The organism is Microvirga vignae (assembly GCF_001017175.1).
Lineage (GTDB): Bacteria > Pseudomonadota > Alphaproteobacteria > Rhizobiales > Beijerinckiaceae > Microvirga > Microvirga vignae.
Genome location: NZ_LCYG01000042.1, coordinates 125,783 through 145,074 on the forward strand (window position 1 = coordinate 125,783; position 19,292 = coordinate 145,074).

General features: G+C 60.9%; 22 protein-coding genes. 5 read left to right on the forward strand and 17 right to left on the reverse strand.

The genetic code is table 11. The features are described from left to right. Positions 1-66 precede the first annotated feature (66 nt). Positions 67-306, forward strand: a complete 240-nt coding sequence (locus AA309_RS16590) for an SMc00767 family acetate metabolism repressor (RefSeq protein WP_047190124.1) — start codon at positions 67-69, stop codon at positions 304-306. Positions 307-663: 357 nt separating this feature from the next. Here AA309_RS16590 and AA309_RS16595 read toward each other — a convergent pair whose 3' ends face one another. Continuing rightward, the gene (locus tag AA309_RS16595; protein WP_047190125.1) at positions 664-2,256 is read right to left on the reverse strand and encodes an isocitrate lyase; all 1,593 of its coding nucleotides are present in this window, start codon (positions 2,254-2,256) and stop codon (positions 664-666) included. 639 nt (positions 2,257-2,895) lie between these two features. Here AA309_RS16595 and AA309_RS16605 point away from each other — a divergent pair. Together AA309_RS16605 and AA309_RS16610 are read left to right on the forward strand one after the other, a co-directional pair. Next, on the forward strand, positions 2,896-3,528 hold the full coding sequence (locus tag AA309_RS16605; protein WP_047190127.1) for a calcium-binding protein: 633 nt from the start codon (positions 2,896-2,898) through the stop codon (positions 3,526-3,528). A 77-nt stretch (positions 3,529-3,605) separates the two neighbouring features. Further along, positions 3,606-3,908, forward strand: coding sequence for a hypothetical protein (locus AA309_RS16610; protein ID WP_047190128.1), 303 nt, complete (start codon positions 3,606-3,608; stop codon positions 3,906-3,908). Here AA309_RS16610 and AA309_RS16615 read toward each other — a convergent pair. The 12 genes from AA309_RS16615 to AA309_RS16670 form a co-directional block, all read right to left on the reverse strand. Beyond that, entirely contained in the window at positions 3,905-4,294 is a 390-nt protein-coding gene (locus AA309_RS16615; protein ID WP_047190129.1) for a YbaN family protein, read from the reverse strand. The two genes, AA309_RS16610 and AA309_RS16615, sit on opposite strands and share 4 nt — an antisense overlap. Positions 4,295-4,366: 72 nt before the next feature. Then, the gene (locus tag AA309_RS16620) at positions 4,367-5,659 is read right to left on the reverse strand and encodes an amidase (RefSeq protein WP_047190130.1); all 1,293 of its coding nucleotides are present in this window, start codon (positions 5,657-5,659) and stop codon (positions 4,367-4,369) included. 90 nt (positions 5,660-5,749) lie between these two features. Next, positions 5,750-6,007, reverse strand: a complete 258-nt coding sequence (locus AA309_RS16625; protein ID WP_047190131.1) for a sensor histidine kinase — start codon at positions 6,005-6,007, stop codon at positions 5,750-5,752. A 154-nt stretch (positions 6,008-6,161) separates the two neighbouring features. Beyond that, positions 6,162-7,211 (reverse strand): sensor histidine kinase, encoded by a 1,050-nt coding sequence (locus AA309_RS16630; protein ID WP_047190132.1) that lies wholly within the window; start codon positions 7,209-7,211, stop codon positions 6,162-6,164. A 10-nt stretch (positions 7,212-7,221) separates the two neighbouring features. Further along, complete coding sequence (locus AA309_RS16635; RefSeq protein WP_047190133.1) at positions 7,222-7,671, reverse strand: response regulator; 450 nt, start codon at positions 7,669-7,671, stop codon at positions 7,222-7,224. Continuing rightward, complete coding sequence (locus tag AA309_RS16640; RefSeq protein ID WP_244470384.1) at positions 7,672-9,900, reverse strand: ATP-binding protein; 2,229 nt, start codon at positions 9,898-9,900, stop codon at positions 7,672-7,674. 8 nt (positions 9,901-9,908) lie between these two features. Further along, complete coding sequence (locus AA309_RS16645) at positions 9,909-10,475, reverse strand: biliverdin-producing heme oxygenase (RefSeq protein ID WP_047190135.1); 567 nt, start codon at positions 10,473-10,475, stop codon at positions 9,909-9,911. Further along, positions 10,472-11,224 (reverse strand): ABC transporter permease, encoded by a 753-nt coding sequence (locus tag AA309_RS16650; protein WP_047190136.1) that lies wholly within the window; start codon positions 11,222-11,224, stop codon positions 10,472-10,474. Before AA309_RS16650 ends, AA309_RS16645 begins: the two co-directional genes overlap by 4 nt. Then, positions 11,221-12,159 carry an ABC transporter ATP-binding protein gene (locus AA309_RS16655; protein WP_047190137.1) on the reverse strand — a complete coding sequence of 313 codons (939 nt, stop codon included), beginning with the start codon at positions 12,157-12,159 and terminating at the stop codon, positions 11,221-11,223. Before AA309_RS16655 ends, AA309_RS16650 begins: the two co-directional genes overlap by 4 nt. Continuing rightward, entirely contained in the window at positions 12,156-13,322 is a 1,167-nt protein-coding gene (locus tag AA309_RS16660) for an ABC transporter permease (protein ID WP_047190138.1), read from the reverse strand. The genes AA309_RS16655 and AA309_RS16660 overlap by 4 nt, the downstream gene beginning before the upstream one ends. Positions 13,323-13,417: 95 nt before the next feature. Continuing rightward, a complete protein-coding gene (osmF, locus tag AA309_RS16665) occupies positions 13,418-14,332 on the reverse strand; it encodes a glycine betaine ABC transporter substrate-binding protein OsmF (RefSeq protein ID WP_047190139.1) in 915 nt (304 codons plus the stop codon). Positions 14,333-14,516: 184 nt separating this feature from the next. Next, positions 14,517-14,726, reverse strand: coding sequence for a DUF4170 domain-containing protein (locus AA309_RS16670; RefSeq protein WP_047190140.1), 210 nt, complete (start codon positions 14,724-14,726; stop codon positions 14,517-14,519). A gap of 219 nt (positions 14,727-14,945) precedes the next feature. On the opposite strand from AA309_RS16670, the gene AA309_RS16675 reads away from it, so the two are divergent. After that, positions 14,946-16,379 carry a helix-turn-helix domain-containing protein gene (locus AA309_RS16675; protein ID WP_047190141.1) on the forward strand — a complete coding sequence of 478 codons (1,434 nt, stop codon included), beginning with the start codon at positions 14,946-14,948 and terminating at the stop codon, positions 16,377-16,379. Here AA309_RS16675 and AA309_RS16680 read toward each other — a convergent pair whose 3' ends face one another. The 4 genes from AA309_RS16680 to AA309_RS36540 form a co-directional block, all read right to left on the reverse strand. Next, the gene (locus tag AA309_RS16680; RefSeq protein WP_047190142.1) at positions 16,380-16,901 is read right to left on the reverse strand and encodes a GNAT family N-acetyltransferase; all 522 of its coding nucleotides are present in this window, start codon (positions 16,899-16,901) and stop codon (positions 16,380-16,382) included. Continuing rightward, the gene (locus AA309_RS16685; RefSeq protein WP_052954774.1) at positions 16,898-17,626 is read right to left on the reverse strand and encodes a glutamine amidotransferase; all 729 of its coding nucleotides are present in this window, start codon (positions 17,624-17,626) and stop codon (positions 16,898-16,900) included. The genes AA309_RS16680 and AA309_RS16685 overlap by 4 nt, the downstream gene beginning before the upstream one ends. 366 nt (positions 17,627-17,992) lie before the next feature. Then, positions 17,993-18,151 (reverse strand): hypothetical protein, encoded by a 159-nt coding sequence (locus AA309_RS36535; RefSeq protein WP_425286888.1) that lies wholly within the window; start codon positions 18,149-18,151, stop codon positions 17,993-17,995. Between the two features lie 44 nt (positions 18,152-18,195). Next, entirely contained in the window at positions 18,196-18,582 is a 387-nt protein-coding gene (locus AA309_RS36540) for a glycine betaine ABC transporter substrate-binding protein (protein WP_244470385.1), read from the reverse strand. A 263-nt stretch (positions 18,583-18,845) separates the two neighbouring features. On the opposite strand from AA309_RS36540, the gene AA309_RS16695 reads away from it, so the two are divergent. Continuing rightward, a complete protein-coding gene (locus AA309_RS16695) occupies positions 18,846-19,238 on the forward strand; it encodes a response regulator (RefSeq protein WP_047190144.1) in 393 nt (130 codons plus the stop codon). The last annotated feature ends 54 nt before the right edge of the window (positions 19,239-19,292 follow it).

A 19,292-nucleotide genomic window follows, 5' to 3' on the forward strand; every position in this document is an offset into this window, starting at 1 on the left:
TGGATGATAAGCAATCACTCCGCCCTGTATTATGAAGGCCAGCTAGCTTGACTGAGGGGAAAAGCAATGACCACATCAGATAAGCCGCAAATGAAGAACAGGATTGAGGAACTTGCAACCTCAATGTCTCCTGAGCAGGAGGCTGCTATCCGGACGCTCGCCAATGAACTGCACAGAGTGAATGAGGCAGTGATGAACTGCGTACAGAAGGGCCTTTCTGTGGAGTTGCAGCGAGTGAAGCGGTTCCACTCTGAGGAAGGCTATTGGGGCGACATGATCGTTCCCATCATCGTAAAACAGAAGTGAAATATCATCCCGCTAGCATCTTCTGCTTCTCACCCTGATGAGTGCGACAACGGTTCAGGGAAACATCAGCACGCCTTGCCATGTGAGCTAAGAGGATCAGGAACAGCGTCCTACGGCGCATAGCGGAGCATGGGCCTTTGAAAATTCGTTGCAAATAATCTCTTTTCCTATGGCTCAACCCAAGTCAACGAGGGGTAGCCTTGTGCGTTCGGTCCTGAAGGTCAGCTGCCGGTACATGCTGCACGAGGCAATGCCGTTCAAAAGCCGAGAGCGTGTCACAGCCTCACGCCGCAACACGCTCTTGAGAGTTATTCGCCAGTCAGCAGGCGTGGCGTTACTCGCCACGCCCGACCGAACTTAAGCAGCAAACTGGTTCATCGTGTTGTGCGCACCACCTGCCTTCAGGGCGGCCTCGCCGGAGAAGTATTCCTTGTGGTCGTCGCCGATATCGGAGCCGGCCATGTTCTGATGCTTCACGCAGGCGATGCCCTGGCGGATTTCCTGGCGCTGCACGTTGCGGACGTAGCCCAGCATGCCCTGATCGCCGAAGTACTCCTTCGCGAGGTTGTCGGTGGACAGAGCCGCCGTGTGGTAGGTCGGCAGCGTGATGAGGTGGTGGAAGATGCCCGCGCGCTTGGCACCATCCGCCTGGAAGGTGCGGATGCGCTCGTCGGCTTCCTTCGCGAGATCCGTGTTGTCGTAGTCCGCGCTCATGAGCTGCGCGCGATCGTACTTCGACATGTCCTTGCCCGCCTTCTCCCACGCATCGTAGACCTGCTGACGGAAGTTGAGCGTCCAGTTGAAGGACGGCGAGTTGTTGTAGACGAGCTTCGCGTTCGGGAAGGCCTCGCGGATGCGGTCCACCATGCTCGCGATCTGCTCGATGTGCGGCTTCTCGGTTTCGATCCAGAGAAGATCGGCGCCGTTCTGCAGCGCGGTGATGCAGTCGAGCACGCAGCGATCCGCACCCGTGCCAGGACGGAACTGGAAGAGGTTGCTCGCCAGACGCTTCGGACGCATGAGCCTGCCGTTACGGTTGAGGACCACATCGCCGTTGACGCAATTCTCGGGCGTGATCTCCTCGCAATCGAGGAAGCTGTTGTAGAGATCGCCGATATCGCCCGGCTTTTGGCTGATGGCGATCTGCTTGGTGAGGCCAGCGCCGAGCGAATCGGTGCGTGCCACGATCAGACCGTCATCGACGCCGAGTTCGAGGAAAGCGTAGCGCACGGCACGGATCTTGGCGAGAAAGTCCTCGTGCGGAACGGTGACCTTGCCGTCCTGGTGGCCGCACTGCTTCTCGTCCGACACCTGGTTTTCGATCTGGATGCAGCAGGCGCCGGCTTCGATCATCTTCTTCGCGAGAAGATAGGTGGCCTCCGCGTTGCCGAAGCCCGCATCGATATCGGCGATGATCGGAACGACATGGGTCTGATAATTGTCGACGGCGTTGAGGATTTCCTTCTCCTTGATCGCGTTGCCGCTATTACGCGCGGCATCGAGATCGCGGAACAGAAGCCCAAGTTCGCGGGCATCGGCCTGACGCAGGAAGGTGTAGAGCTCTTCGATCAGCGCAGGAACGCTGGTCTTCTCGTGCATGGACTGATCGGGCAACGGGCCGAACTCGGAGCGCAAAGCCGCGACCATCCAGCCGGAGAGATAGAGATAGCGGCGCTTCGTGGAACCGAAATGCTTCTTGATCGAGATCAGCTTCTGCTGACCGATGAAGCCGTGCCAGCAACCAAGCGACTGTGTGTAGAGAGACGGATCGGCATCGTAAGCGGCCATATCCTCGCGCATGATCTTCGCGGTGTAGCGCGCGATGTCGAGCCCAGTCTGGAAGCGGTTCTGCAGGCGCATGCGCGCCACCGATTCTGCATTGATGCCATCCCAGGTCTTGGCGGTTTCAATGGTGCGGTGAGCCTGTGCAATCTGATCTAGGTAAGCCACTTTCGTATCCTCGCTTTGGAGAAGATTGAACGAGGAAGTAGCCGGGGCGTTCGGGGACGGGAAGACAAGTTAAGGTTCAGGTGTGAAGCCTTACAAGCCAACAGCTGTTAATTTGTAAATTATTGACAATCTTCTGCAGAAGCCATGCAATTGATCCTATTGAGAAATTGTCTGGTTTCAGCCTTGCGCGGTCCCGCCATCGAGAAAGAGATACGCCTTAAGTCTATGATTTTCTGGAAAAGGGACACCTCGCGTCAGCCTTTTCAGATGGACGCGAGAAATTTCGAGGCGATCCCGCGGTACAATGTAAAGATTTCACAAATCATGACATTAACAAGGCGCTCACGAGTTCAGGACACTGCCTTTGCAAAGGAATGACAAGCTGCAAGATAAACCGGTTCTTCATCGAAAAGGCTGGCGCCAGATTGCCCCGGAAGGCGCTCCCAACAGCCCTGCAATCGCGTTTATGGGGTGGAAATCCGCTTACTTCCGCGTGGCGGCGACCGGCGCGATCATGTCGCCCCAGAGGCCATCCTCTGGATGGTGGCGCATGACCGCAAGGAACGGCGAAGCTCCAGACACCGTCGGTATGTCTCTATTCTCTGTTCTCTGTCTAATGCGAGATGAGGAGCTTCTGTCATGCCAACGATGATAGCCATCGAAGCCAAGCCCCTCGGCGTTGGAGACATCAACAGCGAGTTTCACCACCTTTATCTAGTGAAGACGGTCACTGACAGCCAAGGCCGCATCCTGTCGGAGAAGGTGATCCGGGGCAGCTTCGAGTCGGACGGAAGTCTCGGAGCTCTCGCGGATGTCGATCTGGCATCCTCTCCCGACAGGCGTGGTTCGGATACCTTCGAGGAACGGCATCGCACCTTGTTGGATCTCGGCGGCCGCAATGCCGAGGACGTCTGGAAAGTCATGGTCCAGCATGCTGTGAATATCGATGCCGCCCGCCTGCCTTACAGTTTCGGTATCTATAGGCAGTTGCCGGGAGGTGACCTCAACAGCAATTCGGTCGTCGCCTGCGTGCTTCATCGCGTCGGTATCAATTGGTCCGTGACCTATCCCACCGGCATCCGGCCGGGGGAGGCACCGCTCTATGGCCAGCTCCAATACTTGAATGTCAATGATGTTCTTTACGAAACAGCGCGCAACGACCGCATTTACGGTGACGTTGGGCATGATTCCCTTTTTGGAGGGGCACTCAACGGTCGGCTCTACGGCGAGAGCGGAAGCGACAGGCTCTATGGAGCAGGCGGCAGCGACTAAATGACGGGAGGCCCCGACAACGACCCTCTTTACGGCGGGGAGATACCCTCATTGGCAACTCAGGCTATGATGCCTTTGTGTTCAACACACGAGCAAATAGCGTCACGAACTTCGATACGATCTCGGATTTCTCAATCCTCTACGACAGGATCTGGCTCGACTACAACGTCTTCACCGCTCTCGGAGCCACGGGCCCCTTGACGCCATCGGCGTTCTGGACCGGAACTGCCGCCCGTAAAGCAGATAATCAGGTCATATACGACTCGGCTCATGGGGTTCTCTATTATGACCCGGATGGCGTCGGCGCCACGGGACAGGTCGCCGTCACGAAGATCTTGACAGGCCTCGAGATGACCTATGCCGACATTTTCGTCGTCTAGTCACGGCTCGGCTCTTGCTCCTCTGCCATCTCCCGCGGGCTCGGGCGGGTGACGATGTAGAGCGCAACGCTTCCCATGATGGCTGCGAGGATGAAAGGCAGGTAAGCGTTTCGGGTCAGCCAGACGGTGATGGTGTAGGACAGGGCGAGCATCAGGAGTGCATAGAGTTTGGCGCGAGAGGGGATCGCGCGCTGGTCGCGCCAGGTGGTCAGAAGAGCGCCGAAACGGGGATGCTCGTAAAGCCGTTCGGACAAGGCCGGATTGGATCGGGCGAAACACCATGCGGCCAGGATGATGAAGGGTGTCGTCGGCAAGACCGGCAGCACGATCCCGACAATGCCGAGCACAAGGCTTGCATAACCGAGAGCGAGGTGAAACCTACGCATGATCCCATTCCCGCATCTGTTCCTTCAGGTTTGAGATAAATGCATACTCGTCCCCAACGTGCCTGACGCCAATCAGCGCAGCAGCTCCTGCTCCACGCTCGCGCCGATGTCCAGAAGCCTGCAATCCTGGCCGTGCCGCGCCATCAGCATGAAGCCGATGGGGCGCTCGCAATCCGGCAAAGGCAGCGACAGGGCCGTCAGATCGAACTGGTTGGCCACCTGTGTGTTGCGCAGGATCAGGCCATCCGTCTCGTTGTAGAGTTGCTCGTCGGCCTCCAATGGTGCAATCAAAGGTGCCGTGAAGGCGGTCGTCGGCAGGGCCAGCACGTCGACAGGGACGAGACGCCGATCCATAGCCTCTACCAGGGCGCGGCGGCGGCGCATCATCCGCAAATATGCGTGAGCCGGAACCGCGCTGCTGCGCGCGAGCCAATAATGAACCCGCGGGTCGATCTCAGCCGAACGGCGCTCAAGCCAATCCGCATGAACCTCCGCAGCTTCGATGGAGGCGATGGAGGCTGCTGCGGTCGTCTCCCGCATGGCCATGAGAAGATCGTCGATCGGGTGGTCGACGATTGTTGCACCGGCCTGCGAGAGGCGATCCAAGGTTCTTTCGAACGCCTCCTCTACCATCGCTTCGCTGCGCGAGAATAGGCGTCCGCGTGGAATCCCGATCCGCAACGCCGCCAGCGGATAGGGTTCCAGCGTGCAGGGTTCGTCCCCTGCCATGATCGCGTCAGTAAAAGCGCAATCCTGCACGGAGCGGGCGAGTGGGCCGATGGAATCGAGACTGGGCGAGAGCGGAAAAGCACCCTCCAACGGCACGCGTTTCGCCGTCGGCTTGAAGCCCACGACGCCGTTGAGCGCAGCTGGAATGCGCACCGAGCCACCGGTGTCGCTGCCGATGGAGATCTCGGACGTGCCCTCCGCCACGGAGACGCCAGCCCCGGAAGACGAGCCGCCGGGAATCCGCAACGGATCCACCGCATTGCCGGGGGTGCCGTAATGCGGGTTGAGGCCGAGCCCCGAGAAGGCGAACTCCACCATATTCGTCTTGCCCAGGATCACGGCACCGGCTCGGCGCAGGCGGTGGACGATCGTGGCATCCCCTGCGGCGGGCGGGGCATCACGCAGCACGATGGAGCCTGCCGTCGTCGCCTCCCCCGCCACATCGAAGAGATCCTTGATGGAGATGAGCGCGCCGTCGAGCGGGCCCAAGGAGATTCCGGCCTGCCGACGTGCATCGGCAGCATCCGCGGCGGCCCGGGCCGCTGCGGGGTAAAGGTTCAGGAAGACCCGCTCATCGTCCTCTCGGGCCGTCAGTCGTGCCAGGATTATCTCGAGCTTGTCTCGCACCGTCATCATGGAAGCATCCGACTTGAAAGTAAGTTATCTCTGCCACCATCGTGGCGCACGACGAAGTGTCAAGGCGTCCGACGTTTCTGCAGCCTCGTTCTAGGAGGCGTATCGCTCGATGGTCTCACCTGCCCCATCACCATCCACCATCACGTTCTTGATCGGGAAGACGATGACGCAGCGAACGCCGTCAGGGCGGAAGTCGAGCTTGATCTCGCCACCGCGCTGCTGTGCGAGACCGCGTTGAACCAACCTGGTGCCGAAGCCCTGACGCTTGGGCGGGTCACCGGCGGGCCTCCGCTCTCGACCCATTCCACGATCAGCACAGGCGGGTTCAGCGAGGGCGATGCCGCCCACACGACGTTCACCTTGCTCTCGGGCACCGTGAGGCTTCCATACTTTGTTGCCTTCGCGGCAAGCTCATGAACGGCAAGGCCAAGGTGCGAGGCACGATGGGAGGGTCCCGTTCCGTGGGGCAGCCTCTGCTGCGGTTTCGTCGCGCTTCTCCATGTCAGCCGATTTCTTGAACCGGCATGAGAATCCGCACCAGCACTTCAGGCCTGTCGGACGGCCATTCGACGCTTGCATCGAGCTGCCGCGCCAAGCCCTTCAGGATGATGCCCGAAGCACCGTTCTGCGCCGCCTGCTTCTCTTCGCGGCTGAAGGCATCATCGGATAATTGAAAAAGCAGCCGGCCATCGCGAACATGCATGACGAGCTTCAACTTGCCGTGCCGCTCCTTGTAGGCAAAACTGATTGCGTTCACGATGATCTCGTTGAACAGAAGCGCCATGGGCGCGGCCTTTGTCGCCTCCACTTCAATGTTCTCGACATCGAACTCGGGAGTGATCGTCACACCGGAGACTGTGGCCGTCAGTTCCCCGCAGATCCCTCGCGCGAAATTGCTGACATCGAAGCGGGACGAGCCCTTCTTGTCATAGAGATCACGATGCGCTGCGCCGAGAGCCTGAAGGCGCTCTCTCATGCGTTCCAGCACCCGGCTCGTCGCCTCATCCTCCGCATGCCGGATCTCGATGGCGATCAGCGACATGAGAAGCTGCAAGTTGTTCTTCACGCGATGGTCGAGCTCATGCAGAAGTGCAGTCCGCTCATCAAGGAGCTTCTGCAGGGCATCCTGAGCCTGGCGCTTCTCGGTCCGTTCGCGCGCCTCGGCGAGCGCACGCAGAACCGTCGCGGGCAATCGGTCCAGCCTGTCCTTGATGACGTAATCCGTCGCGCCGCGCTTGAGCGCCTCGACGGCCACCTCCTCGCCGAGGGCGCCGGAGACGAACACAAAGGGCAGTTCCGGGCACTGCCCCCGCACGAGGGCGAGTGCATTCAATCCGTTAAAACCGGGCAAAAGGTAATCGGCCAGCACGAGGTCCCATTCACCATCGCGGAGCGCTCGCGAAAAATCCTCCTCAAGAACGACGCGCTCTATCGAGACCAAGAGGCCGACTGACGACAGAGCCTCCGTCACCAGCTCAGCATCGAGCGCGCTATCCTCCAGAAGGAGGATGCGGAGCGCTCGGCTGGACTGGAGTGTGGCCGGCTGGTCCATGGGCTGGAACCTAGCGGTCGTCCCGCCTCGGTGGCAGCTCGTTGAGGATGGCCCAGAACACGCCGAGATCCTGGATCGCATCGAAGAATTCGCGAAAGCCCACCGGCTTCACCACGAAAGCGTTGACGCCGAGCTCGTAGCTGCGGATCAGATCGCTTTCTTCTCGCGAGGAGGTGAGCATCACCACCGGCGTCCGCCTCAGATGCGGATCGGCCTTGACCTTCTCCAGTACCTCGAGCCCATCGATCTTCGGGAGCTTGATGTCGAGCAGCACCACGGCTGGATCGCTGGTGTTGCGATTCTGGTGCGAGCCGCGGCGGCTCAAGAAGTCGAGCGCCTCCTCGCCGTCGCGCACCACGACGACCTCGTTGGCAAGCTGACTCTGTTCCAGTGCGGCCAGGGTCAATTCAAGATCCTTCGGGTTGTCCTCAACCAGCAGGATTGGTTTCAATTCCGGCATTCATGCCGCTCCTTCACTCTCGGGCAGGGCAATAGAGAAGGTCGCACCCTTGTCTGGCTGACCTTCGGCCCAGCTGCGTCCCCCATGTCTCTCGACGATGCGGCGAACATTGGCCAACCCGATCCCGGTTCCCTCGAAATCCTCGATCCGGTGCAGTCGCTGGAAAACGCCGAACAGCTTGTCGACGTACTTCATGTCGAAGCCGACGCCGTTGTCCCGAACGAAAAAGACGATGTCCCCATTATCCCTATAGGAACCCACTTCGATGCGGGACGTATCCCTTGTTCGAGAATATTTGACGGCATTATCCAAAAGATTCTCGAACACGAGCCGGATGAGCACCGGATCAGCCACGATGGTCGGCAAATCGCCGATAAACCATTCAATCCGGCGGCCCCCCGCATGCTCGGTGAGCTTCCCTCGAATCTCCTCGACAAGCTCGCTGACCTTCACGGAGCGCGGCTTGAGCGCCGTGCGGCCCATCTGGGAGAAGCGCAGCAGATTGTCGACGAGCGTTCCCGCCGTGTAGGCTGACTCGATGATCGTATCGATATAACGCTTGCCGCGCTCGGAGAGGCTGCTCCACTCCTGCTTCTTCAGGAGTTCCGAATACCCGACGATATGGCGGAAGGGCGCACGCAGATCGTGGGATACGGAATAGGAAAAGGCCTCCAGCTCCTTGTTGGAACGGCGAAGCTCTTCGGCCAGAGCCGCCAGTTCCTCCGCGCGACGCAGCACGATGCCGACGATGGCATTGCGCAGCTCCTTCACCGCTTCGATCTCGCTCTGGTCCCAGCGAAGCGAGCGCCCGCGTACGGTCTCCTTCCAGATCTCGAAGGAACGCCGGGGGTGGAGGCGCGATGTGCCGGCTTCCTCCTGCACGGGCTTTTCCGGATTGCCGCCCCACTTGACGGTCTGCACCATCTCGGGCCGGAACCAGAGGATGTAGCTCGAGCGCATCTTCGAGATGGAGATGGAGAGAAGACCGCTCGCCTTGTCCGCATAGGCTTTCGCCTCCGGCAAGAGTTCGCCCAAGCGATCCGTGGCGAATATGTCTTCCTGGTGATGCTCGGACAGCCAGGCATAGAGCGCCTTGACCTCATCCTCTCCGGGTGTTTCGCCCAAGCACCAACAATGCTCGTCCGTGACGATAGCAACACCTTGGGCTCCGGCGAGCAGCATCAGGTCCGCCGGATGGTTCACGAGCCCATCCACGAACAAGCTTTCCCCTGCCATATAGGCGAGAAGCCGCGCCTGGATAGCACCGAGCCGCACACGATTTTCCGCCAGCGTCGTGTTCTCCCGGGCTTCCAGCTGCAACGAGAAGATCTGGGTTAGGAAGTCGCAGGCATTGCGCGCCGGCAGCGAGACGCGCTTAGGCTCGCTGTTGTGACACGAGATCAGCCCCCAGAGCGCACCGTCTCGCAGGATCGAGATGGACATGGAGGCGGGAGTGCCCATGTTGCGCATGTATTCGAGATGCACGGGCGAAACGCTGCGCAGTACCGAGTCGCTCAAATCGAGCGGCGCGGGATCGTGAGACTGGATCGGCACGGGCGTGTAGTTCGCATCGGGAATGATGCGCAGGCGATTGCGGCGGTAGAGTTCCCGCGCCTGGGCCGGGATGTCGGAGGCGGGAAAACGCAGATCGAGATAGGACGGCAGAGCCTCGTTCCGGTCCTCAGCAATGACGGTGCCGTTCCAATGTTCGTCGAAGCGATAGATGAGAACCCGGTCGAAACCGGTCATGCGGCGCACATCCTCCGCCGCGACCTGACAGAGACGACCGATGGTGGAGGCTCCATGCAGTTCCTCCACGAAGCGGCGCAGGGCCGGATAGAGCACGTCGAGGCTGGAAACCGTGTCCTCGGGTACCGCCTCCAGTTCGATTATCACATGACTCCCCGAGCGGGAGAGCACAGCGTCGAAAGCCGTCTCGCCCATGGACGTTTTCAGCACGATCGCACGGACATAGCGAGCCGTACCCAAAGGCGTCTGCTCGGCCACATCCCCATCCAATTGCGCGGCCACCTCGGGCAGAGCCTCGCGGAAGGTTTTTCCTAAGATTGATACAGGATCGATCCCGAAGACAGACACCGCATTGGCGCTCGCGTGCGTGATCATCTTGTCTGCGCGGGACATGGCGAACAGGACGCCGTGAGGCTGAATGCTGCCGGGGATGTGAATCGGCTCGCGCTCACAAGCAGTCAAATCAATCTCTTGCGGCATTTGGCTGTTCATGGGGCCTCGCAGAGCCAGTCGTGCATAACGTCGAAGGTTTTCTGAGCGGTCTCGACGATCACACCGTCGGCTTCAGGAGAGGAGGCCTCCAAAAGCCTTGCTCCGAACCGTTTCCACATGACAGCGATCTCACGCCCATAGCTTTTGAAATAGGCACAGCCCGTCTCGCCATCGAGCCCGAGCGTCCGCTCCACCTCTCGCGCGATGATTGCGCCGCCGAGCGTGGATCCTTCGACCACATACATGCTGCCGAGCACGGCTGCAGGCGATGGTAAAGGCATGAGAGGATTGCATTGCGGCAAACGGGTGATCTCGTCGCAGGACAGTCCGAGGGCCTTGAGATCCTTCGTCAGAAGCTTGGTCTTGCACCGGCTCTCGAAGAAAGCCTTGTCAGGCGCAACGGCGCTGGCCGCCTCCTCCCATGCGCCATGAAAACCGTAGAAGCGGATCAGCAGCTTCGTGTAGCTGTCGCGCGTGGCGATGCGACGTTCAAGGTCCATCGCCTTCTCGATCCGGTCGTGAGCGGGTCTGGTTTCTGTCTTCAACCGTTCAAGCAGCGTCATGGCACCTCGTCCGTAGACCGGCCCAGCTTTCTGGCGGCGAAGCGTTCGATGAGGCCCAGCCCGTCGTGGATCAGAATGGCGAGCAGCGCAACCACCAATCCACCCTGGAGAACGAAGGCAATATTGTTCGACTGCAGCCCTGCGATGATCACCTCACCGAGTCCCTTCGCAGCCACGGTGGAACCGATGGTGGCGGTGCCCAAGCTGATGATGACGGAGAGACGAATGCCGGCGAGGATCACGGGAAAGGCCAAAGGCAGCTCAACCTGAAAGAGGCGCTGTCGCGCGTTCATCCCCATGCCTCGCGCTGCCTCCAAGGTCTGCGGTGACACCTGTGTCAGGCCTGTCAGCGTATTCTCGAAAATCGGCAGAAGTCCATAAAGGAACAGCGCAATGAAGGTCGGCTTTTCCCCGAATCCGACGAGAGGTACCGCAATGGCGAGAACCGCAATGGGCGGAAAGGTCTGCCCGATATTCACGAGGCTGCGCGAAAGCGGAAGAAACTCGGCCCCCGAAGGACGCGTGACGAAGATGCCGAGCGCGACGGCGAGAACGGTGCTGGCAAGGGTGGCCAGAGCCACTGTCCGCAGATGCTGCAGGGTCAGAAAGAGCAGGCTTCCCTGATTGTAGATGGCCGGCGCGCGATTATCCGTCAAAGGCTCGAAGAGAAACGCGAAGGCCTGCGGCATCGCGATGAAGAGCACGAGCAGGACCACAGCCGTCAACCGGAGAACCGAAGCCACCTTCATGGGAGAGGTCGCCCGTGCCCCAGAATACCACCGACGCTCACCTTGCCGATGATCGCCCCCGAGGCATCCGCCACCGGCAGGGCCTTCCGCCCTGACCACATGAGACGCGAAAGCGCATCGTGGAGGCTCTCAGAAGCCGTAATCGGCTCGCCCTCGGCGCTGCCCGGTTCGAGAGCGTCCTGCACTTTGGTGAGGGTCAGAAGCCGGAAAGGTCGCTCCGCTGTTCCGACAAGTCGCTCCACAAACTCATCGGCCGGGTGCATCAGCAACTCGGCGGGTGTCGCATGCTGCAAGAGCCGCGCCTGATCCATGACGGCGATACGGTCGCCGAGATGGAAGGCCTCGTTCATGTCATGGGTGACGAGAACGATGGTCGTTCCCAATCGACGCTGAATGGCAAGAAGATCGTCCTGAGCCTTGGAGCGGATCACCGCATCGAGCGCCCCGAACGGCTCATCCATCAAAAGAAGCGCAGGCCGTGCCGCCAGCGCACGCGCCACGCCGACACGCTGCTGCTGCCCACCGGATAATTCATGCGGGAATTTTTGGGCGAATTCCGCCGGATCGAGCTGGAAGAGATCGAGCAATTCCTCGACGCGTTGTGCGATCTTCTTGCGGTCCCATCCGAGCAGGCGCGGTACGGTAGCGATGTTGGCGGCGACCGTCCGATGCGGGAACAACCCATAGCCCTGAATGACATAGCCGATGCGATGTCTCAGCTCATCTTCCGGGATCGAGCGCGTATCCTCCCCATCGATGAGAACGCGTCCTGCCGTAGGCTCCACCAGACGGTTGATCATGCGCAGCAAGGTCGACTTGCCCGCGCCGGAGGTGCCTACGACCACGGTGATCGTGCCCTCCTCTACCTGGAAGGACACGTCGTCGACCACGGTGGTTGCACCATAGCGCTTGGTGAGATGGTCGATCTCGATCATGCGAGCGCCCCCTTGGCGATATCGACCAGGGAATCGAGGATGATGGATGCGGCAAAGGACAGGCCGACCGTGGGAATGGCGCCGAGCAACACGAGATCGATGGCCGTCTGACCGATCCCCTGGAAGACGAAGCTGCCGAAGCCTCCTCCTCCGATGAGCGCCGCCACCGTGGCAAGGCCGAGATTTTGGACGAGCACGATGCGGATGCCCGCAAGGATCACCGGAAGAGCAAGCGGCATCTCGATCTGCATCAGCCGCTGGCGCGCCGACATGCCCATGCCGCGCGCCGCATCGACGACGGCCGCAGGCACTTGGTTCAAGCCGGCAATCGTGTTGGCGACGATGGGAAGGAGCGCATAGAGAAAGAGAGCAATGAAAGCCGGTGTGGCCCCGATGCCCCGGATTCCGAGTGCTGCGGCTAAGGGCACGCTGGCCGCGATCGCGCCGAGCGGCGCCATGAGAAGGCCGAACAAGGCGATGCTCGGAATCGTCTGCACGATGCTCAAGCCCTGCAGCACCGCCGTCCGCAGCGTTCTCATGCGATGACCGGCGATACCAAGTGGAATGCCCACGAGACAGGCTGCCGCCATGGAGCCGAAGGCAAGCAGGAGGTGCTGGCGAGCCTCACGCCAGAAGCTGTCTGCGCGGGTGTGATATTCCTTGAGGATCGAGAGATCGTCCCAAATCCCTGAGACGAGCAGGAAAGCCAGAGCGCTCACACCAGCAGCCAAAGCTGCGAGACGCCCATAAGGATCAAGCTTCATGCGCGCGAAGGCATCGATGGCCAGCAGCGAGAATGACAAGGCCAGGAGCCAGAAGCCAAGCGACGGCGAAACGCGAGCAAAGCTGTTGCCGGCCGGCGTCAGGAAACCGGCGGAAAGACCCAGGGACGGGAGCAGAATGGCAAGACCGATCACGGCTAATCCCAACCGGCCGAGCGGCTCGCGCACCAGCACGCTCCCGACGGCGACGCCGAGCGCCACCGCCGCCACGACCGCGCCCATGGAGATCGGCAGCGCCTCGATCAGCAGGCGTGCCTCACCGGACGCGATGCGGGTGGCGCGATAGGTGGCAAAGGGAGCGGCAAAGAGCGCGATACCAATGAGAATGGCGATCACGCTCCCGAGCCGGTCGAGGGAGAACGCGGGGCGTGGCGGAAGCATGCCGAGCGCGCTCGTCCGGGATGTCACGGAACTCACGTTGAACCTTAGTCTTTTCTTGGCCACCCTGTTTTCGCTTTGCGCGACACGTCGTGCCCTTACTTGATGAAGCCCTTGGATTTCAGATAATCGGCCGCAACCGCTTTCGCCGCTTCGCCAGCCACCTGCACGCGGGCGTTCAGCTTCTGGAGGGTGGTCAGATCGAGTGAGGCGAAGATGGGCTTGAGGATGTCCGCGATCTTCGGGTTCTCCTTCAGCACGACTTCACGAATGATGGGCGCCGGCGCATAGACGGGCTGCACGCCCTTGTCGTCCTCCAGCACCACGAGGCCTGACGGTGCGATGCCGCCATCGGTGCCATAAACCATGGCGGCATTGGCGCCATTGGTCTGCTCGGCCGCCGCCTTGATGGTCGCCGCCGTATCGCCGCCGGAGAGCACGATGAGCTGCTCGGGCTTCATCGTGAAGCCATAGGTCTTCTGGAAGGACGGGAGAGCTGCGTCCGAATTCACGAATTCGGCGGAGGCCGCGAGCTTGACCTGGCCGCCACCGGAAACCCACTTGCCGAAATCGGTGAGGGTCTTGAGCTTGTTGGCTTCCGTCACGTCCCTGCGCAACGCGATGGCCCAAGTGTTGTTGGCGGGCGCGGGATCGAGCCAGACGATCTTGTTGGCGTCGTAATCAAGCTTCTTGGCGGTCTCGAAACCCTTGGCTGCATCCTTCCAGAGCGGATCGTCCGCCCGGTTGAAGAAGAAGCCCGCATTGCCGGTATATTCCGGGTAAATGTCGATCTCGCCCGCAGTGATCGCCTTGCGCACCACCGGCGTCGCGCCGAGCTGGATGCGGTCCTGCGTCTTGATGCCAGCCGCCTCGAGGCTGAGCAGGATCATGTTGCCGAGAACCGATCCTTCCGTGTCGATCTTCGACGACACGACGACGTCGGCCTTGGCAGGGCTCAAGGCCAAAAGGCCGAGGCCCAAAGCAGCAACAAAGGCGTTCAGAACGGGTTTCATATCGGGTCCCCATCAGCGTGATCAGACGAGCGCTAAGCTATTTCTAGGTCACGCTTGGCATTTAAGCAGAGGGAGCACCGTGAGTCCCGGCCTCCCAGGTCAAAACTTCGTGTCAGAACGACAGCATCCACCACCGGCCGGGGCCGGCAGTGGATGACGCGAAGAGGGACGGATCTGTCGGCTTTTAAGCGCTCAGGGCCGACGAAGGCTCCTGGGCGATGGTGAAGCGCACCTGCGCCTGCGGACGGTGATCCTCGGAGAGGATGCGCCAGGTGCGCTCGGCCTCGGTGCGGCTCTCGAAGGGGCCGACAACGCGCTCGGTGCCCTGGATCAGGCTTTCGCAGTCGCAGGAGGTATACTCGCCGCCCACCACCCAGAAACGAGACTTTTGCATGGTCGTTCTCCGTTGTGACCTGAGAGCCAACGCTCTCATCATAAAATTTACATCCGTTGACAAAAGGGCTGCCTAAGCCACAAACTCTGTGCATCGGCGGGCCGTCTGAAAGGTATAATCCTTGAAGATGTCTTTGTTTCAATGGCTGATTTCGAAAGAAAAGTGGCCTTGTAAATTGCCGACAGAGCTTGGTGAGTAAACTTGTAAAAAGATTTACAAATGGATGAGAGCAGAAAACTCTTCGTCGGCCCGCGCCTCAAGCGCCTGCGGCGGGACCTCAATTTGAGTCAGGCTCGAATGGCCGAAGAGCTCGGGCTCTCGCCGAGTTATTTGAACCTCATGGAGCGTAACCAGCGCCCTATCACGGCGCAGGTGCTGATCCGCCTGGCTCATGCCTATTCCCTGGACCCACGCGAATTCGCCAATGACGATCACGAGCGCACGGTCTCGGAGCTCGAGGAGATCTTCGCCGATCCACTCTTTCGTAGCGCGCCGGTCTCCCGCATCGAGCTGCGCGAGACCATCGAGAGCGCCCCCACCCTCGTCGATGCGGTCAACCGTCTCTACCGCGCCTATCAGGCCATGCGCGGGGCACGCGAGGCGGTGACGCCCAGCCTGAACGATCGGGATCGCGCCGAGGATGCGCCGCAGATCAACCCGGTGGACCGGGTGCGCGAGCTGATCCACGAGGCGAAGAACCATTTTCCGGAACTGGACGAGGCCGCCGAGTCGCTTGCTTCCGATCTTGCCGTCACCGGACACGAGCCCTTCTTCGCGATCGCGGAACGTCTCCGCTCGAAGCACGGCATCCGCGTGCGCGTCATGCCCATCGACGTGATGTCGGACAATTTGCGGCGCTACGATCATCACCGCCGCCAGCTCCTGATTTCGGAACTCGTCGATCCGTCCGGCCGCACGTTCCAGGCCGCTTATCAGCTCGCCTTTGCCGAGATGCGCAACACCATCGATGCGCTCGCCGCGAAGCTCGAACCCACCGATGGCCCGGCGCGGCGGCTGCTGCGCGTGTCCTTCGGCAATTACTTCGCCGGCGCACTCATGATGCCCTATGGGAAATTCCATACGGCAGCGGAAGCCTTGGGCTACGACGTGGAGGTGCTGGGCGCGCGCTTCGGTGCGAGCTTCGAGCAGGTGGCGCACCGCCTCACGACGCTCGCACGCCCCGGCGCACGCGGCATTCCCTTCTTCCTCGTTCGCGTGGATGCGGCGGGCAACGTGTCGAAGCGCTTCTCATCCGGACGCTTCCCGTTCTCGCAATTCGGCGGCACCTGCCCGCTCTGGAACCTGCATTCCACCTTCAGAACGCCGCGACAGGTGGTAACCCAAATCATCGAATTGCCCGACGGCTCACGCTGGTTCTCCATGGCCCGTTCGGTCAAGCGCGCCTTCAATCCCTGGGGGATGCCCGATCCGCAATTCGTGGTGGGTCTTGGCTGCGAACTGAAATACGCCCATCGCCTCGTCTATGCGCGGGGCCTCGATCTTTCCTCCGCAGACGCCACGCCCATCGGCATCAATTGCCGCCTATGCGAGCGCGTTGCCTGCCCACAGCGTGCAGCGCCGCCGATGATGCATGCGCTGATCGTAGATGAGATGAGACGCGGCGTTTCGCCGTTCGAGTTCGACGCGACGTGATCAGGGGGCAACAGGCCGGTCATGCCGGTAGAAGGCATTAGAAATCCCGTTCAGGTCCCGCACCCCCGTGAACGTCATTCCGATCTTCTCCAGCACCCGGCGTGAAACCTTGTGCTCCGCGACCGCAAAGCCGATCGTATGATCGAGCGGCGTCACCTTGTAGATCCAGGTCAGGAGAGCGCTCGCCACCTCCGTCGCATAGCCCTTTCCCCAAACATTTCGCGTGAAACTGTAACCGATTTCGAGTTCGCCGGTCTCCTCGAAGCGGCTGAAGCCAGCCCGACCGATGAACCGGCCTGCCGAGTCGAGTACCTTGAATTTCGACCAGCCATGCTCAGCGTAATCGGCGCGGAAACAGACAAATTTTTCCCGAAGAATCGGCTCGTCCCAAACGTTCTCGCCCGCTTCCAGAAAATGCTGGACCTCCGGGTCGCTGTGCAAACCTGCAAACAACGGGAAGTCCTCTTCCTGCCATGGATAGAGCCGCAAGCGCTCCGTGGTGAGCACGGCATCCGCATTCATACGGGGGTCCGCTCATCGAGCCAGTGGTCGAGGAACCGGTCGATCCAGCGCGAGACATGGGGATCGTACTGGAAGCGCCCGTCGAGCTGGCGGACACGATCCTGTGCACCGGGCGTGGACAACCGCTCCTCGGCCACCACGGTCCAGCGGCAGATCATGGCGTGGGTGACTTCGGGATGGAACTGCAGACCGAAGGCCTTCTCGCCGACCTGAATCGCCTGCGTCGGAAAATCGTCGCCCGTGGCGAGCGTCTCGGCACCCGAGGGGCAATCGAAGCCCTCGCGATGCCAGTGATAGACATGACTCGGCCAGGGAACACCCCAGACCTCGCTCAGGCGTTCTCCGGCTTCCGTCGGCAGCAGAGGATAATAGCCGATCTCGGCGCGGCCTTCCGGGTGCTGCCACACGCCAGCTCCCAGGTGCTTCGCGAGCATCTGGGCACCGAGGCAAAGCCCTAGGAAGGGTTTGCTCTCTTTCAGGGGAACGCCGACCCAATCGATCTCCGTCTTGATGAAATCGTCCGGATCATTTGCGCTCATCGGACCGCCGAAGATGACGGCGCCCGCATGTTCGCCAAGCGTCTCAGGCAACGGATCCCCAAAGCGAGGGCGGCGGATATCGAGCCGGTGGCCGCGCTCCGCTAGCAGACGTCCGACGCGGCCCGGCGTCGAATGCTCCTGATGAAGGACAATAAGTATCGGGGCCTTGGCTCCCTCTCTAGCCATGGCCCTGCTCCGCTGCATCGGCCTTCCAGACCTGAGGCGGGCGACGGGTGAACGCGAGGACAAATCGACTGAACATGGCGCGATTATTCAGAGGAGGCCTGTCTTCCGCAAGGGCTATGGCGATGTTCTCGAGCCGGCTCTCGGTGCGGCTCCCAACGCGTCGAGATAACGCCTCGCCACATCCCGGGCCGGTTTTTCCTCAATAGCGATCTCGGCGTTGAGGGGCTGGAGTTTGGCCGTCGTCGGGGAGGTGAAGACCGGAGCCAGGGCCTGGGCGATCTCAGGTATCGCTGCAGAGTCTCCGTGCCGATCACCGGCGCCGGCTCGTCAACGATCGGCGCGCCGATGGTGCGGCACGCATGGCCTTCATATATCGCCTCTTGGCTGAACGGCGCTTCTGCCCCGCGGAAAGCGGAAGCCGTACACGTTCTCGAAGGCCGGAAGAGCCGCCGGGCTGTCCACAAACTTGGCGGAAGCCGCAAGCCTGGAATCGGCAGATCCCACGGCTTGAGCGAAATCCACCATGGTCGTCAGATTGAGACGCCGCGCCACATCACCCCGGACGGCGATCAACCATGTGTTGTTGGCGGGAGCCGGGGGAACCACACCAGCTTGTGACGCTCGGCGGCCGGCCGTTTGATGGTCTCGAAAGCAATATCGGGCGATCTCCAGGCCGGATCGCCCTCCCTTTGATGGGAGGAGGCCCCATTGCCCGTATACTCGGGATAGGTGTCGATCTCTCCCGAAAGAAGGGCGGACCGGACCTTCCGACTCGGCCCCAGCTGCAGGCGCAGATCGACCGGGATGCCTTCGCGTTCGAGGGCGAGAGCGATCATGCTGCCGAGCAGGGCTCCTTCGGTGTCGGCTTTCGAGCCGATGACGACCTGGAACTGCCCTTGAGCCAAGCCCGGACCGCTGGTGAGAGCCCAGACAAGACCTAAGGCGAAGAGTCGCACAGGACTTCCGCAAAGTCTGGACTTCACCATCGCTTTTTTCGAACAGAGTCAGGTTCTTGGGGACCTATGCAATTGGAACCAGCCGCTCTAAGATCAAGCCGGGTATAAAGCATAGGGACTCTGAGGGGGCCTTCGCCTTTTGCACCCTCGTGCAAGGATGATAGAACCTTCTGATTCCCGAAACGGCCTTTGCAGGCACCTGGGACAGGTCTGGTGCCGCGAATGTCGATCTTCTGGCGTCTTGCGTGAAAGAAAGAGAAAACGTGACTGACAGCTTGAAAAGCGAAGGGGATCTCACCGGTCTGCGCATTCTAGTCGTGGAGGACGAGGCGGCGATCTCTCTGCTGCTGGAAGACATGCTCCTCGATTTCGGCTGTGAGGTGATCGGCCCGGCCGCGCGCCTTTCCGCTGCGCTTGATGCTGTCGCCCGCGAGCAGATGGACCTTGCCATTCTCGACGTGAACGTGGCGGGTGAGCCGATCTATCCGGTGGCCGAAGCTCTGGCTGAGCGCTCCATTCCCTTCGTGTTCTCGACGGGATACGGCAGCGCGGGCATCCGTGACGCCTTCCGTGATCGCCCGGTCCTTCAGAAGCCTTTTGCCCAGCATGATCTGAAGCAGAAGCTGATCCTGGCCCGGAACAAGAGCGCCTCCTGAGCACCCGAAGCCGAGCTTTTCGCCCTTTTCTCTCGCCTCTTCCGTTGCGGAATA

Coding starts and splice junctions, on each gene's coding strand:
- AA309_RS16590 (WP_047190124.1), top strand. CDS start 67: ATGACCACATCAGATAAGCCGCAAATGAAGAACAGGATTGAGGAACTT.
- AA309_RS16635 (WP_047190133.1), bottom strand. CDS start 7,671: ATGCCGGAATTGAAACCAATCCTGCTGGTTGAGGACAACCCGAAGGAT.
- AA309_RS16630 (WP_047190132.1), bottom strand. CDS start 7,211: ATGGACCAGCCGGCCACACTCCAGTCCAGCCGAGCGCTCCGCATCCTC.
- AA309_RS16655 (WP_047190137.1), bottom strand. CDS start 12,159: ATGATCGAGATCGACCATCTCACCAAGCGCTATGGTGCAACCACCGTG.
- AA309_RS36535 (WP_425286888.1), bottom strand. CDS start 18,151: ATGGTGGATTTCGCTCAAGCCGTGGGATCTGCCGATTCCAGGCTTGCG.
- AA309_RS16685 (WP_052954774.1), bottom strand. CDS start 17,626: ATGGCTAGAGAGGGAGCCAAGGCCCCGATACTTATTGTCCTTCATCAG.
- AA309_RS16650 (WP_047190136.1), bottom strand. CDS start 11,224: ATGAAGGTGGCTTCGGTTCTCCGGTTGACGGCTGTGGTCCTGCTCGTG.
- AA309_RS16605 (WP_047190127.1), top strand. CDS start 2,896: ATGCCAACGATGATAGCCATCGAAGCCAAGCCCCTCGGCGTTGGAGAC.
- AA309_RS16670 (WP_047190140.1), bottom strand. CDS start 14,726: ATGCAAAAGTCTCGTTTCTGGGTGGTGGGCGGCGAGTATACCTCCTGC.
- osmF (WP_047190139.1), bottom strand. CDS start 14,332: ATGAAACCCGTTCTGAACGCCTTTGTTGCTGCTTTGGGCCTCGGCCTT.
- AA309_RS16615 (WP_047190129.1), bottom strand. CDS start 4,294: ATGCGTAGGTTTCACCTCGCTCTCGGTTATGCAAGCCTTGTGCTCGGC.
- AA309_RS16675 (WP_047190141.1), top strand. CDS start 14,946: ATGGATGAGAGCAGAAAACTCTTCGTCGGCCCGCGCCTCAAGCGCCTG.
- AA309_RS16660 (WP_047190138.1), bottom strand. CDS start 13,322: ATGCTTCCGCCACGCCCCGCGTTCTCCCTCGACCGGCTCGGGAGCGTG.
- AA309_RS16620 (WP_047190130.1), bottom strand. CDS start 5,659: ATGATGACGGTGCGAGACAAGCTCGAGATAATCCTGGCACGACTGACG.
- AA309_RS16645 (WP_047190135.1), bottom strand. CDS start 10,475: ATGACGCTGCTTGAACGGTTGAAGACAGAAACCAGACCCGCTCACGAC.
- AA309_RS16680 (WP_047190142.1), bottom strand. CDS start 16,901: ATGAATGCGGATGCCGTGCTCACCACGGAGCGCTTGCGGCTCTATCCA.
- AA309_RS16640 (WP_244470384.1), bottom strand. CDS start 9,900: ATGCCGCAAGAGATTGATTTGACTGCTTGTGAGCGCGAGCCGATTCAC.